12 protein-coding genes are annotated in these 14,357 nt (G+C 59.5%); 3 read left to right on the forward strand and 9 right to left on the reverse strand.

Annotated elements, in window-relative coordinates; genetic code table 11:
- Positions 1-2: 2 nt before the first annotated feature.
- From ACFO3S_RS23275 to ACFO3S_RS23290, 4 genes are all read right to left on the reverse strand, one after another.
- Complete coding sequence (locus ACFO3S_RS23275; protein WP_378100933.1) at positions 3-752, reverse strand: ABC transporter permease; 750 nt, start codon at positions 750-752, stop codon at positions 3-5.
- On the reverse strand, positions 745-1,485 hold the full coding sequence (locus ACFO3S_RS23280) for an ABC transporter ATP-binding protein (protein WP_378100935.1): 741 nt from the start codon (positions 1,483-1,485) through the stop codon (positions 745-747). The genes ACFO3S_RS23275 and ACFO3S_RS23280 overlap by 8 nt, the downstream gene beginning before the upstream one ends.
- Positions 1,486-1,590: 105 nt before the next feature.
- On the reverse strand, positions 1,591-2,514 hold the full coding sequence (locus ACFO3S_RS23285) for a hypothetical protein (RefSeq protein WP_378100937.1): 924 nt from the start codon (positions 2,512-2,514) through the stop codon (positions 1,591-1,593).
- An 823-nt stretch (positions 2,515-3,337) separates the two neighbouring features.
- On the reverse strand, positions 3,338-6,232 hold the full coding sequence (locus ACFO3S_RS23290) for a family 78 glycoside hydrolase catalytic domain (protein WP_378100939.1): 2,895 nt from the start codon (positions 6,230-6,232) through the stop codon (positions 3,338-3,340).
- A gap of 132 nt (positions 6,233-6,364) precedes the next feature.
- Here ACFO3S_RS23290 and ACFO3S_RS23295 point away from each other — a divergent pair, with 132 nt between their 5' ends.
- Complete coding sequence (locus ACFO3S_RS23295; protein ID WP_378100941.1) at positions 6,365-7,240, forward strand: helix-turn-helix domain-containing protein; 876 nt, start codon at positions 6,365-6,367, stop codon at positions 7,238-7,240.
- On the opposite strand, the gene ACFO3S_RS23300 is transcribed toward ACFO3S_RS23295, so the two are convergent.
- Entirely contained in the window at positions 7,206-8,102 is an 897-nt protein-coding gene (locus tag ACFO3S_RS23300; protein ID WP_378100942.1) for a helix-turn-helix domain-containing protein, read from the reverse strand. The genes ACFO3S_RS23295 and ACFO3S_RS23300 overlap by 35 nt on opposite strands.
- A 186-nt stretch (positions 8,103-8,288) precedes the next feature.
- Between ACFO3S_RS23300 and ACFO3S_RS23305 the strand changes: the two genes are divergently transcribed.
- Together ACFO3S_RS23305 and ACFO3S_RS23310 are read left to right on the forward strand one after the other, a co-directional pair.
- Entirely contained in the window at positions 8,289-9,257 is a 969-nt protein-coding gene (locus ACFO3S_RS23305; protein ID WP_378100944.1) for a zinc-dependent alcohol dehydrogenase, read from the forward strand.
- Between the two features lies 1 nt (position 9,258).
- Positions 9,259-10,248 (forward strand): alcohol dehydrogenase catalytic domain-containing protein, encoded by a 990-nt coding sequence (locus ACFO3S_RS23310; protein ID WP_378100945.1) that lies wholly within the window; start codon positions 9,259-9,261, stop codon positions 10,246-10,248.
- Between the two features lie 65 nt (positions 10,249-10,313).
- Here ACFO3S_RS23310 and ACFO3S_RS23315 read toward each other — a convergent pair whose 3' ends face one another.
- The 4 genes from ACFO3S_RS23315 to ACFO3S_RS23330 all read right to left on the reverse strand — a co-directional run bounded on the left by ACFO3S_RS23315 (position 10,314) and on the right by ACFO3S_RS23330 (position 14,210).
- Complete coding sequence (locus ACFO3S_RS23315) at positions 10,314-11,135, reverse strand: DUF4097 family beta strand repeat-containing protein (protein ID WP_378100947.1); 822 nt, start codon at positions 11,133-11,135, stop codon at positions 10,314-10,316.
- A 291-nt stretch (positions 11,136-11,426) separates the two neighbouring features.
- Positions 11,427-11,972: a 50S ribosomal protein L25 gene (locus ACFO3S_RS23320; RefSeq protein WP_378100949.1), complete on the reverse strand. Its 546-nt coding sequence runs from the start codon at positions 11,970-11,972 to the stop codon at positions 11,427-11,429.
- Positions 11,973-12,264: 292 nt separating this feature from the next.
- Positions 12,265-13,227 carry an aldo/keto reductase family protein gene (locus ACFO3S_RS23325; RefSeq protein ID WP_378100951.1) on the reverse strand — a complete coding sequence of 321 codons (963 nt, stop codon included), beginning with the start codon at positions 13,225-13,227 and terminating at the stop codon, positions 12,265-12,267.
- Positions 13,228-13,319: 92 nt separating this feature from the next.
- Positions 13,320-14,210, reverse strand: coding sequence for a fumarylacetoacetate hydrolase family protein (locus ACFO3S_RS23330; protein WP_378100952.1), 891 nt, complete (start codon positions 14,208-14,210; stop codon positions 13,320-13,322).
- Between the last annotated feature and the right edge of the window lie 147 nt (positions 14,211-14,357).

Below are 14,357 nucleotides of genomic sequence, written 5' to 3' on the forward strand. Positions count from 1 at the left end.
GATCAGAGCTCCTTTTTATCGAAGAAATAAAAACCGGCTGTAAACAACAATATACAACACGCAGCCAGAAACATAAACACGCTCCATAGCTGTCCGGCCGGCAGCGGATTTCCCAGCCATAACGCATGCCAGTTCAAGTAAGCGGTCGGCGAATACGAATGGAGCTGCGGAAAGAAGAATGCGCCCGCCCTTAAAGCGACATACAGCAGAACGCTTACGGCAAGCGCTCCGATGCCGCTCGCGAAAAATTGGGCCAGGAACACCGCCGCTATGCTAAGGGCCATCAGCGGCAGGAAAGCCGCTCCATAAGCGATCAACCAGTCCAGCGTATCGCCAAGCCGGAAGCTTCCGCTCAGGAACATCGCCGCGATCGACGAGCCGACCAGCGCAGCGAACAAATGGGCCGCGATCGATACGCCCAGCGCCGCCTGCTTGGAAACAAACACCTTAAAGCGTGAGATCGGCCTTGTGAGCACATTCTTCATCGTCCTGTCGCCCTGTTCTCCGGAGAATTGATCGGCCGCTCCCATAAATACGAACAGCGGCAGGAAAATGCCCGTGAGCAGCCCGAGAACAGCGATCGGATATTCGCCGGAAGTCATGACGCCAAGGCCGAAGCCGCTCTGGAGATTTGCGAGAAGCACACCTGCTCCGATCGGAATCGCGAACGTCATCAGCAGGAAAAACCAGTTCTTCTTCTTCAAAGCGATCTTCAGCGCTTCGTTGCGCACGTTCGCGTATAAGCTATGCATGCGTCATCGCCCTCCTGTCTTGTTCTACTTCGTGCAGATACAACTCTTCCAGGGAGGAGAACCGTCCTTCGAGCAGCTCGCGGCAGCCCCCTTCGCGAATCAGCCTGCCGTCGTGGACGATTCCGATCCGATTGCACATCAGTTCCATCTCGCGAATGAGGTGGCTGGAAATCAGGAATGTCGTCCGTTCCTCCCGCGCCAGCAGCTTGACGATCTCTCGAATCTGAACCGTCCCTTCGATATCCAGTCCGTTCGTCGGCTCGTCGAGAATAAGCAGCTCCGGCTTCGATACGATCGCCGAGGCAAGTCCCAGCCGCTGCTTCATGCCCAGCGAATACTTGCCCGCCCGCTCGTGCTGAACCTCCCGTAATCCGACAAGCTCCAGCACTTCGTCCACTCGTTTGGCCGGAAGCTCCGGATAGATTCTCGCGGCAAGCTCCAGGTTTTTTCTCCCGCTCATGTATTCGTAAGCTTCTGCCGTCTCGATCAGCACGCCGACTTTGCCCATCGCCTGCTCGTAACGAGTCGCCACGTCGTGTCCGAACAGCTTAACCTTCCCTTTGTCCGCCCGACTCAACCCGACCATGATCTTCATCAGCGTCGTCTTTCCCGCGCCATTGGGCCCGAAGAGGCCGTACACGTCTCCCCGGCGAACGTTCAGCGTTACGTCCCGAATCCCTCTCCGATTGCGATACAATTTCGTAACCGCCTCGACCTCTACGATCTGATCCATTCTGTCAGCCTCCTAATTAGGCATGCGAGAGGGGAGCTCGCATCCGAACACAGTTAGGCGCTCCCCTCTGCCTGCGATTCCGTTACTTCCAGCTCCTACAGTCGCTCAGCGCCAGTGCTTGGGGCCCGCTTCCCGGGCAACATCCACCGTGACGGTCTGTTTGCCCGTCAGATCCACCGTATCGGGCGTCGTTGCGTTGATATCCGACAGCCCCACTTCCAGCTTCACGACCGCGTCATGCTTGACGCCGTCGGCATCCTTGCCGCTGATCCGAATCTCTGCCGTCTGTTCCGCGAGAAGATCGTCAGCGTCTACGTCCGCAGTCAGGATAACGGCCTCGATCTTGATCTCCTCCGTCAGCTTCGGCAGACCGTCCTTCAGGCTCGACAGGTCGATGCCCAGCGGATTGTCCGCGTTCGCCCGGGGCGATGCGCCGTGATCGCGTCCGCTCTCCCGAATGAGCAACGAGCCGATCGCATTGGCGAGAGCGGGGATTCGGCCGCCTTCCAGTTTTAGCGCGATTTCTTTCATATCCCCATCCTTGCTAAGCGTCACGTCGTTTTTCAGGTTGCCGACCAACGTATCGATCACTTTCTCCACTTCACGGGAGAAGCCGGGATCGTGGAACTTGGCTTCGTCTTCATGCTTCTTGAAACGGTTGCGGAACTCGTTGTCCGTTTCCAGAATCCGATAGACGTCCGATTCGCCCGATTTGAGAATTTGCCGGTCGTCTTGACGGTAGAATTGCAGATTTTGCGTCTCGCCGTTAGGCAGGCGGATTTCGACGTTGCCCGAGGAGCCGTCCCCGGCTGTCTTCACCGTGGAAGCCGCTTGGATAACCGGCTTGCCGTTATCCTCTACGGACACTTTCACCGTATGGGTGACATTGTCTATGGATGCCGTATTCTTGATGGCCGTTTTGTACGCTTCGTAACCGGGAGCGCTCCCGACTCCCGCATATACAGAAGACATCAGAAGCACGCTGCCCGCCACCACCCCCGCTCCGATCATTGCCAACTTCTTGTTCATTTCTTATTCCTCCTTAGGTTCGAATGCATGGATTCCTTTCGGCTTCCATGAACTCATCTTAACCGCGGGATCTAAACTGCCCGTAAATCGGTTCTAAAGCGCCGCTAAAAAAAGGTTAAATTTTTCTAAACTGCGGGTAAGCAGGCAAGTCGGTTCGGAGAGGTAGGCAAGTCGGCGAAAAAGCGGAACGTCGGGGCGCTGCTCGGCGAGGAGGGGGGGGGGATCGATGTTGTCAGGTTAGCCGTTGTCGTATGCGATCGACGGCATACGGTCGACGGCATACGGTCCATGGTATGCGACCGATCGTATGCGACCGAAGACGCGCAACCGGCCGGCAACGTCTAACGGTTGCAGTGGCGCTTAATCGATCGTTTTCCCGAAAAAGGAAAAGCTAACGGTTGCCACCGCGCTTATTTTGGGGTTATCGAGCGAAACGCGCGTTTTCGGCTGAAATAGCCGCTGCCGCAACCGTTACAACCTCCGTACTGCGAAAATGGCACAATTAGCGGCGCTGGCAACCGTTACGTAAGTGGGCTGGCGGGGGCTCGCGGGGTTGACGTGTGTTGGCGTGGATTGGCACGAGTTGGCCTTGTTCGCGATGACCGTCGGGGCTCCGCCGACAACTGGGACGATTCCTGCAAGGCCGCTTGTTGACCGTTTGCTTAACCTGACAACATCCCTCGTATTTAAGGGTTTGGGGGGGGGATCGGAGATTAATATGCGGCGAACCTCAAAAAGAGGCCGAACCCCGAATCGGTAAAGAGGTTCCGATAGCGATCTTCGGAACCTCGAACCAGGGGACAGCCTCTCGAATGGGAGCTATTCAGTTCAAGCGCTCCAGCTTCGTTTCTTTAATCTCGCCCGAGAAGCCTTCGGGCAGCGCGATCCGGACGGTCACGTCCGCCGGATACGAGACGGAAAGCTCTATCCTCTTCGCCGCTTCGTCCGCCGTCCAGCTGACGTCGATCCGGCCGCCGGCCGGATGCGGCACGCTGCCGCGCGCCCACGAGAGCCCGCATGGCGCCGGGGCGATCTCCACCTCCCGCCAGCCCGGAGCCAGGCTGCGCACGCCCAGCGTCTCACGGCCGAGGAAATAAGCGGGAGCCGCCGACCACGCGTGGCAGTGGCTGCGCGTCAGCTCGTCCGGATTGGCGCGATTCTCCAGGAAATTCGGATACTGCTCCCAGCAGGTCGTCGCGCCGTGACGAATCATATTCCCGTAATTGCGGCGGATGTCGTCCAGAATGACGCCGGCTCCGCCGACCTTGGCTAGCGCCTCGTAGTAGAAGAAGGACATGAACGGGCTGCCGATCTGTACGAAATGAGGCGGAGCGGAGAACAGATACGCATCCACGACCCGCTTGCGTTCCCCCTGAGCGACGCCTGTCAGCGAAGCGACGACCTGCGTCTGCATGCTGCGAACGTCCGAGCGGCGGCCGTCCGCGTGGATGCAGTCGATGTAGGCCTGCTCCTCCTCGCACCAGAGATGCTCGTTGATCGCGGCGGCCAGCCGGTCCGAAGCGTCCGCGAATTGAACCGCGCCTTCGGCGTCCCCCGCCAGCTCAGCCATCTCGGAGGCGACACGCAGCGTTCGGGCCAGGAACAGGTTCTGATGCGTCACGACGCCTTCGTTCGGCTGGTCGATCGGCGACCAATCGAGCAGGTTCCAGCCCTTCACGTTAAAAAGGCCGTTATCGTCGATTTTCTGCAAGTAGTGTTCCAGCGTAAACCGGATGTGGGCGTACATCTCGCCGGCGAACGCCCGGTCCTCCGTCTGGTCGTAATACTCCTTGCAGGCGATCGCCCAGAAGAACGTCCAGTTCGGGATGACGCTGCTCCAGCCGCTCGGCACCTGGTCGACGTACAGCGGGGACTGATCCTTCGAGCCGGGCACGAGACGAAGGCAGCGCTTCAGAATGTCCTGAACGCCGTACAGATAGTTGCTGACGAGCGCTTCGTTGCGGCTGTCGCCGACCCAGAACGTCTGCTCGTAAGCCGGGCAGTCGACGAACGTGTCCTCCATGCACAGCTTCGTCGTGTGCCGGCTGATCTCCCAGATGTCGTTCAGCAGAGGGTCCGAGCATTCGAAGCGGCCGACCTCGGCGACCGGATAGTTGCTCTGCGAGAACGTAACCCCGTAGATCTTCACCGGCGCCGCGGCGCCGCGCACGTTCAGCGCCAAATACCGCAGACCCCGGCGAACCGGCGTCGCGTACGCCTGACGGCCCGACTTGGCGACGTACCGGATCGTATTGTCGAGCCCGTACGTCTGCTGGCGATAGTCGCCTGACATGTACTCGAAGCCGTACCAATCCAGCACCGTCCCCGCCTCCGCCTCGATCTCGAACGACAGGTAGCCGGAATACTCCTTGCCCATATCGAACAGCACCTCGGTGTCGAAGCCGTCGAACACGGGCACGACGCCCGCTTCCCCGTTCGGGATAACCGCGATCTGAAGCTGCGCCGGAACGGCCAGCTTCGCGTTCTCCTTCCGCCAGACGCACAGACCGAAGACGTCTGCTTCGGAGACGTATTTCAGCGGAATCGGCTTCGATGCGTCGGCATGGCGACCCAAGTCCTCCGCCCCCTTTACGTCGCCAAGCACGGACTTGTACGCCTGGTCCTCCCAGTTCACCTCGCGCGAGGGCTTATGGTCGTAGATGACCGACGTGTCGAACGGGCCGATCGCCAGGAACGGCGATTCCGCCTCTCCCGCTCCGGGATAAGCGAAGCTCAGCTCGATCGGATCGTCGGCGTACACGCCGATGTTCAGCTTGCCGTGGTGCACCCTCGCCGTGGAGATGTCGATCAACAGCAGATTGTCCCCTTCGCGCAGCTCGACGTCTACGTATCTCTCCGGCACGACGCCGTAGAAGCGCTCTGACCCGACAATCTCTCCGTTCCAGGAAAAGCGCTTCAGACACTCCCCCCAAGCAAGGAATCCAAGCGTTGCCCGGCCCGCCCGGCTTGCCCGGATCGTCGTCGCCACGTAGCCGGTAAACTGCACGATATCCGCATGCTCCTCGCTGCCCGGCGACATGACGGCGCGAACGTCGACGACGGTCGTCAGTTTGAAGGAACGGATTCGGGCCAGCGACTCGATGCGGACCGGATAGACGGTCTCCTCCGTCAGCAGCGGAATGTCGCGAGGCTTCATCGACGTCCAGGGCGCCATGCCGACGGCGCCCAGCTCTGCCGCCCCCGTCCAATCCGAGTCGTCGTACCCGGGGTTCATCCAGTCTCCGTCCCAGTCCCGCGCGTCCACGTATTCGGCGAACGCCTGCTGGCACGACATGCGCGGCGATCTCGGGCGCTGCCCGCGATGGATCGACGTCCGCCAGGAGGCGTCGGTCTTCGCCCCAACCTCGCCCGTGCCGTAGTCGAGCTGGGCCAGCAGCCCGCCGCGGCCTCGCAAATAGTAAAACGTAGACACGCCGAAGTGCAGCACGAGCGCGGCGATCGTGTTAGGCTGCCCCGGCCGGAGCAGATGTCCCACTTCATAGGTGTCGAACGACTGCTCGAACGGCCACGACCTCACCGGCCCCCTTCCGACCTGCGTGCCGTTCACGTACAGCACGTAGCGCGAATCGGCCGAAATGCGCAGAGACGCCGATTCCGCCCCTTCCTTCGGAACGTCGAACGTCCTGCGAAAGCACCTCCATGCGTTACGGGGGCTCGCTTCCCCGTCTCCCCATATCCACAAAGCTTGCCAGCTCATGCTCCCACACCCTTCACTGATTGTCGTCCTCTTCATTGTAAAAAATCGGGCGCGCAGAGTTATGGGTTGATCACGACTTCAAACGGAGATATGATGACTTCATGAAGCAAAAAAACGAGAACGGGGATAACGATGAGAAAATCGGGAGTCTGGCTGGAAAAGGGAGAATTGTTTTTCCATAACGGTCTGAATATTTACGTCAACCGGGTCAGCGAACGGTTCGACCTGCCGGAGCACGAGCACGACTTTATCGAAATTTGCTACGTTTGGTCGGGCAGCGGCTTTCATTACATCGGCGAAGAGACGATCCGCGTCTCCCAGGGGGACTTGTTTTTCCTGCCGGTCGGCGTCTCTCATATTTTCCGTCCGTCGTCCCCGAACGCCAAGGAGCCGCTTCTGATCGTCAACTGCATCTTCGAAGAGAAGCTGTTTCGCTTCTTGACGTCGATTCTGCCTGCGGAATACGGCTTGTACCGCTTCCGCCGGCTCGCGGCCGAGCCCGGCGGATGGCTGCGGATGCGGGAGAAGGCCGGCGAATTCGGAAGGCTGTTCGATTCCCTGCACGCCGAATTCGAGCGCAAGCGAACCGGCTTCGAGACGATGCTTGTCGGCTTGCTGCTGCAGCTGCTGATCGGCATGGAGCGCGCTCTGGAGCCGGAGCCCCCCTCGGTCGGCGTCGTCCCCGCCCGGATCGACCGGGCGCTGCAGTACATTCGCGAGCGTCTTTCGGACAGGCTTACTCTGGCTCAGGTCGCCAGGCACGCCGGCATCGGCGGGAGACAGCTGCAGCGCGATCTGCTGGCCCGAACGGGGCTCGGCTTCAGCGCGCTCCTGCAAAAGGAAAGAATCGACCGCAGCCGCGAGCTGCTCGCCGATCCTGCCTTCTCTTCTCTAACGGTCGCCGACATCGCCGCGCGATCCGGCATTCCCGACCTCAAGCGGTTCCACCGCCTGTTCAAGCAGTCGACAGGCGTCACTCCGGGCCAGTACCGGGAGCGGGCGCGCTGAACGCGGTTCCCTTGGGACCGGCCCCGGAGCCTCTCAGCTGCTTGCGCCACTCCGCCGGGCTGCTTCCGTAACGCGACTTGAACAGCCGGGTAAAATGATGAACGCTGTTGAAGCCCGTCTCCTGCAAGATGTCCGAGATGGCCATATCGCTGCCCGACAAATAGCTTGCGGCCGCCTTCAGACGAAGATCGCGGAGGTACTCGAACGGCGTCTTCCCCATATGCTTCTTGAACAGCCTGACAAGATACGAGGGATCCAGCGCCACAAGCTCCGCCAGCGCTTCCAGCGTGACCTCCTCCTTATACCGCCAATCGAGATAATCGACCACCAGGTCCACCGCGTCGCGCGCCCTCACCTTCGGCTTGCGGGAGCTCGCTGCAGCGGAGTTCGCGGAAAGTCCCAGCATATGCGCGATGAGCCGATAGGTTTTGCGGATTTCGAGCAGGCACACCTCCTGCAAATCCGCATCCTGGCCGGACGCCCCCGTCGCATGCAGATGATACGCCAAGTCGAGAGCCTGCAGAATGGAAGAGGCGAGCGCCGTCTTCGCGTACGTCCCTTTGTGCGCCTGCATGAAATTCCATTCGTCGACCTGGCGTTCGGTAAATCGGAAATCCTCCGGCTCGTACAGCTCCAGGAAACGAAATTTCGATTCGGCATGCAAGCTTTCCAGCTGATGAGGAGTCGATTCGGGGAGCATGAACACGGCCGGCGCTTCGGCTTCGCATTCATTCCCCCTCCACTTGAAGCGAACCCTTCCCTCGGTAATGTGCAGAAGCTCGTGGCAGGACGGATGCATGCCGCCGCCCGGCTTCTCCGCTCCCCGCAGCAGCGTGCCCGCTCCGCACCATCTGATCTTCATCCCGCGTCGCTCCCTAATGTCAATTATGATCAAATCAAAAATCTGTTTTCTGCACCGTAACCCTTGAAAATAAATATTAGACTACCGGAAACTAAGACTACTGCGTGCAAAGACGGTTGCTCCTTCCTATTGTACACTTAATCCGAAAGATGATCCTACCACAATCGGAAGGCGGGCGAGCGTCCTATGAAAGCACTGCAAATTACCGGCGAAAACGAGTTTGAGATTGTCGAGGTTCCGCAGGAACGGCCGCAGGACGATCAGGTGACGGTGCGCATCGAGATCGTCTCCACCTGTCCGCGATGGGATATGAGCATGATGGACGGCAAGGACATGTTCGACGCTTCCAAGCGGCCGGACTACCCGCTTCCCCCCGGCTTCCCGGGGCACGAAATGGCCGGCACCGTAGTCGCCGTCGGCTCCAAAATCGCATCGCTGAAGGTCGGCGATCGCGTCGCCGCCCTGGAGCATCTGATCGGCAGCGGCGCTTACGCCGAATATCTGAACTACCGCGAGCATGAGCTGATCAAGCTCCCCGACAACGTCGGATGGAAGCAAGCCGTCTCGTTCGAGCTGCTGAAATGCGTCTTGATCGGGCTGCTTCAGTTCGGAGATCTGAGCGGCAAATCCATGCTCGTCTCGGGCTTGGGGCCGGCCGGCATTCTCGCGATGCAGGCTGCCCGTCTTATGGGCGCATCGCGGGTCGTCGCCGTCGATATTACGCAAGAGCGAATCGACTTCGTGAACGGCTTGGGTATCGGCGTCGCCAAGCACTCGGACGAGCTCGGCGACGAACGCTTCGAGCTCGGCTACGACTGCGTAGGAGCGGCGGCTTCCGTGCAAAACGTGCTGGAGCGCGTCGATTCGCATCTGGTCGTCTTCGGCGTGCTGAAGGGCGAGGTCCGCTACGGCGGCCATCTGTGGTTCAAGGGAATTACGCTGGAATCGTACAAATACCGCAGCTTCGAAGCAGCCGATCAGGCGCTGCTGCTCGATCTCGTCGCGAACAAGGGCTTGAATACGGAATGCCTGCAAACGCACCATGTTCCTTTTTACCGCTATCAAGAAACGATAGAGCTGTTGAAAAGACAAGTGGCGATCAAGGTATACGCCTATCCGCCGACCGATTTCGAAGCCGCTTCGGAGGTAAAGTAGCATGCGAGGAGAAGCCGTCGTATTTACGGATGTCCGGCAGGTGCGGTTCATGGAAGTCGAGCTGCCGGAGCCGGGTCCGGAGGACGTCGTCGTCGATCTCGAGTACTCCTGGATCAGCAACGGTACGGAATCGTCCTTCTTGTACGGGGAACGGGTATCGGGGGAGCAGGCTACCCGCCCGGATGACGTTCTGCCTTTCCCCCAGGTGGCCGGTTACCAGAAGGTCGGCATCGTAAGGAGCGTAGGAGAGAAGGTCGAGGGTCTGGCGATCGGAGACCGGGTATTCGCCTCCGTCAGCAAGGTAAATGGCATGAAATTCGACACGGGGGGCCACATTAATCCGTCCGTCACCTCTGCAAGTCAGGTGTGGAAGCTTCCCGAGGGGGCCGATCCGATCGCCTACAGCGGAATGGTGCTGACGCAGGTCGGGTACAACTGCGGTATTCGTCCGGCCGTTCAGCCGGGAGACGTCGCCGTCGTCATCGGCGACGGCCTGGTCGGCCAATGGGCGGCTCAGACGCTGACCCATAGAGGAGCGGAAGTCACCGTTTTAGGCCGGCACGACGACAGATTGGCCCTGCTCCCCGCCCCGATCCGCTCCTATAATCTTAAGCGGCAAGCCCTATCCGGTTGGATCGGCGACCGGAAGGATATCGCCGTTGTCGTTGACACCGTCGGCGCAATGGGGACGTTCCGGGAACTGAAGCCGGCGATGAGGCTGAACAGCCATCTCGTCTCCGCCGGTTTCCTCGGCACAGAGGGGATAGTGGACATTCAAGAACTCCGTCCGCAAGAGATTACCTTGCACAGCCCGTCCGGCTGGACGAAGGAGCGGATGGACGCCGCGCTGATCGGCATCCGGGACGGGTGGCTGCAGACGGCTTCGCTGATCACGCACCGTTTTCCGGCCGCGTCAGCGGAAGAAGCATGGCGTTTGATCATGGAAAAGCACGAGCCGTTCCTGGGCATCGTGCTGGAATGGAGCAAATAACAGAAGAGACCGCCCGCGTTTTGTTAGCGCAGGGCGATCTCTTTGCTTGGGGGCGGAGCGCGCCGTTACGGCTTGACGTCGACGACGATCTCGCCCACGGCCGTATAAGCGTCGATGCGATTGCCGTTCGATCCGATCTTGCCGACTTTCTTGTTCGCCGATTGCTCGCTGTACTCGACTTGCTCCAGGTTCAATTTCACTTCCCCGACTTCGCTGCCGAGTTGAAAGCTGCCGTCCTTCGGCGCTTCGTCCAAATGAATCGCGATCCTTCCGGCATCCGTTCTCGCTTTCACATCGTCGTTCAGGCCGATGCCTTCCACGACGATCTCGCCTGCGTTCGCTTCCAGGTTCAGTTGCCCGGTCACGCCGTTAAGCCGGATGTCGCCCGCATCGATGCGGATATCCGTCCTCTCCGTCTTCACCCCGGCCGCTTCCACAATCCCGAAGGCGTTGCGGATCGTCACGCTGCTATATACTTTGTCCGGAAGAGCGATCCGAAGCTTTCTTTCGCCTCTCTGATCTTTAAGGATGCCCGACTTCGCCTTCTCCTTCACCACAACCTTAAGCACTCCCGACTCGACCTTGGCCTCGAAAGAGAATCGGCTTTCCAGGGTATTGTCCGCCAGCAGCTCAACCTCGGCCTTGTCCCCCGAACCCGGCGTCACCTGAATTTCCATCGCTTCCGTCTGCACTTCCATCTTGTCGAACTCGCCCGCGGCGAAGGATCGTTTGTCCAAGGATGCCAGCTTGCCCGATCCGGAGCCTTCGCCGATAACGGAATCCCGGACTTCTCCCGTCAAGGAATTCGCCAAGTCTCCGCAAGCTGTCAATGCCGTCGCCAATACGATAACCGCGAACAGCTTCGCGCTGTTTCTGCCTTTTTTCATTTCCGGCCTCCCGTTATTTCCGCTTTCGTCTTCTTCTATTATAGAGAGGCCGGCTTCGCGTTCCGACGGTCCCGCGGCCGGAATCCGACTGGACCTGAGTCGGGCAGGCCGATCGGCCGCGAAGTCCGAGGCCTTCCGACCGAATATAAAAAAAACACCGGCGCCGAGGCCGGTTCCGAAGCGCCTGCGACGCCTTAAGAAACGAACGCCCGGAGCGTCGGGAGATGTTTCCCGGCGTCCGGGCTAGCGGCGCATGATCGGCGTTCGCCCGTCCAACAGACGGACCTTATTTTACGGCTTGGACACCGCTACAAGAAGCTCGTTGGCTCCGGAGACGACCGTCACCTCAGACGGCAGCTCCAAATCTCTTACGAAACGCGTATCGCCGATCTCCATCGCGCTGATGTCCAGCTCGACCGAGGGCGGCAGGTTTTTCGGCAGAGCTTCCACTTCCACGTAAGGGTCCTGGATTTGCACGATGCCTCCCGACTTCGCTCCGACCGGAGTCCCTTTGAGCTTTACCGGGAGCTTCGTACGCACGATCTCGTCCGTCTGGACAAGCTGAAAATCGACATGAACAAGCGATCGGGTGACCGGATCGCGCTGAAGATCCTCCAACAGCACCGTCAGCGATTTCCCGCCCTCCATCTGCAGCTCGATAAAACCGGACGCTCCTTGCTTCAGCCATTTCTCGAATTGATTGGTGGAAATATGAATCGTTTCGTTGTCCGCATTTTTGCCGAATACGACTCCCGGCAAACGTCCCTCCCGACGTAAATTCCGCAGTCCGGAAGAATTCAATCGCGGACGTCTTTCCGCATGAATGCATGCAGCCATGCTCTACCTCTCCTTTACACGAGTGATCTTAGCGCTTTAACGGCAGCCGTCGGATCTCCCCTGAGCGGGGACAAATAGAGAAACATAGCATCACGACCTCCATGTCCTTTCGGAAGATTAGAAAGACATTAAATGTAAAAACCCGTAAATATAGACGAAGGCACCCCACTCCGGTAAGAGTGGAATGCCTGGGGGTTTCTTTTACCCTATCATAGTTTGGCGGCGTTGTCGACCGGCAGGCTTCGCCTTCCCCTGGAAAGCTTCGTTCTGCCGGCGGGAGCCGCGTCTCCTTCTACACCTCGGACCATTCGAGCAGCGCTTGGCGAACGAGCTCCCAGGCGTCCGCTTCGAGCCTGATGCCGGAGGCCCGGCAGTTCTCCTCGACTTGCTCGGGCCGGCTTGCGCCGACGATCGCGCTGGAGACGTTGTCCTGCCGGAGCACCCAGGCCAGAGCCAGCTGCGACAAGGCGACGCCGAACGAATCCGCCAGCGCTTGCAGCCTTCTCGCTTTCTCTACGTAGCTTTCCTTCAGCCAATGCCGAACGGCCTGGCTGCCTTCCTCATCGCTTGCGCGGCACTGCAGCCCGGCAGGATCGACCGTATTGTACTTCCCTGTCAGCACGCCCTGGGCGAGGGGGGAGTAGACGACCTGGCCGATGCCGTTCCTCCGGCAAGCCGGGATGATCTCCTTCTCGATCTCGTCCGCGAACAGGTTGTACAGAGGCTGATTGGCCACGATCGGGTGCCAGCCGTTTCTAGTGGTCACCTCGATCGCTTCGTTAAGCCGCTGAATGTTCATGTTGCTGACGCCGATATAGAGAACCTTGCCCTGCTGAACCAGGTCGTTCATCGCGCGCATCGTTTCTTCGAGCGACGTGTCGTCGTCCGGATAATGGCAGTAATACACGTCGATATAGTCCGTGCCGAGTCTTCTCAGCGAAGCCTCGCATTGTTCCATAATATGCTTGCGGGAAAGACCTTCCTGGTTGGGGCGGTCCCCCATCGGGCCCCTGACTTTCGTCGCCAGTACGCAGGTCGATCTCGGATATTTCGCAAGGGCCCTCCCGACGACCTTCTCGGCTTCCCCCGCCCGGTAGACGTTCGCCGTATCGAAAAAATTAATGCCCAACTCATAAGCTTTGTCCAGGGTCGCCTCGGCTTGACGATCGTGGACGTAACCGCCGTACGTCAGCCAGCTCCCGAGACTGATCTCGCTGACTTTAAGCCCGGACGCTCCCAATCTTCTATACTTCAACATCATCCCTCCTAATAAGGTGCACTTTCCAATCTTATGAAGGAGGGAACGAATTATGATCGCAGCATCCTCGGAGGGATGTCTCGCGCCGCTTACGCTTCCTCCGCCGCAAAACGGTTCGTAAGCGAGCCGAGCCTCTCGATCTCGATCGTAACGACGTCGCCGGGCTTCAGATACACCCGCTTCTCCTTCGGATAACCGAGAACGACCCCTTCCGGAGTGCCTGTCAGAATGATATCGCCCGGCTCCAGCGTCAGGTGTCGAGAGATGTAGCTGACGATCTCGTCGCAGCGGAAAATCATGTCCGACGTGTTGGAGTTTTGGCGCTGTTCGCCGTTCACGAAGGTCCGGATCGCCAGAGCGTTCGGGTCGCCCGCTTCGTCGGCCGTGACGACATACGGTCCGAGCGGGCAGAAGCCGTCTCCGATCTTGCCGAGCATCCACTGCGTCGTGCGCAGCTGCAGATCGCGGGCGGACAGGTCGTTCGCGCAGGCGTACCCGAATACATGGTCAAGCGCCTGCTCGCGCGGAACGGACTTCGCTTTCCGGCCCATGACGATGGCGAGCTCGGCTTCGTAATCGAGCCTGTCCGTCGTCTGCGGAATGACGATCTCCTGGCCATGGGCGGCAAGCGAGTTGTGGAACTTGTTGAACAGAATCGGATATTCGGGAATGGATGCTTTCGTTTCCTCCGCATGCTTGCGATAGTTCAAGCCGACGCAGACGATCTTCCTCGGCTCGGTCACGCACGGTCCGAATTCGAGCTCGTCTTCCCGCAGCCATGCGGAGCTGTCCGCCGGCGCGGCCGCTGCCAGATCGGCAAGCGCGGCAATCGCTGAAGCTCCCTGCGCGATCGCCTCCATAACGGAAGACGGAGCCTCCCGTCCCGCCGCAGCTGCGGCCGTCGCTACGTCCAGTACGCCGCGTTCGGTCTTCACGCCGATAGCCGGCGTTCCTTGCCGGATAAAGGTGAGCAGTTTCATGGTCGATAAACCCTCCCGTTAATGGTTTGGAAAAGCCGGAACACCGGTCATACCCGGTTACGCCGTTTTCACTCTCTTGTTATTGCTCATCCCCACTTCCTCCTCGTACGAAAACACCCCGCAAAGCAACACGAATCGTGTCTCTCT

This window comes from Cohnella hongkongensis, assembly GCF_042654645.1.
Classification (GTDB): Bacteria; Bacillota; Bacilli; order Paenibacillales; family Paenibacillaceae; genus Cohnella; species Cohnella hongkongensis.